A 262-nucleotide genomic window follows, 5' to 3' on the forward strand; every position below is an offset into this window, starting at 1 on the left:
CGCGGCGGTCACCACGACCGCGGGTGATCGGGTCGATCCGGCGGCGTCGGCGGTGTGGGGTTTGGTGCGTTCGGCACAGTCGGAGGAACCGGGCCGAATCCTGCTCACCGACACCGACACCGACACCGACACCGACACCGACACCGACACCGACACCACCGATCTGGCCGGGATCGTATCGCTGGCAGTGGCGGTAGGGGAGCCTCAGGTCCTTATCCGCGACGATATCGCCCACACTCCACGACTGACCCGTGTACCAGGG

The 262-nt window shown here is 67.6% G+C and carries 1 protein-coding gene; it reads left to right on the forward strand.

Annotated features, from left to right (window positions below):
• Nucleotides 1–262: SpnB-like Rossmann fold domain-containing protein (locus JZ792_RS41620; protein ID WP_216918474.1), on the forward strand; the 262-nt coding region annotated here is incomplete at both ends.

The sequence above is a fragment of the Nocardia noduli genome (genome assembly GCF_019038455.1).
Lineage (GTDB): Bacteria > Actinomycetota > Actinomycetes > Mycobacteriales > Mycobacteriaceae > Nocardia > Nocardia noduli.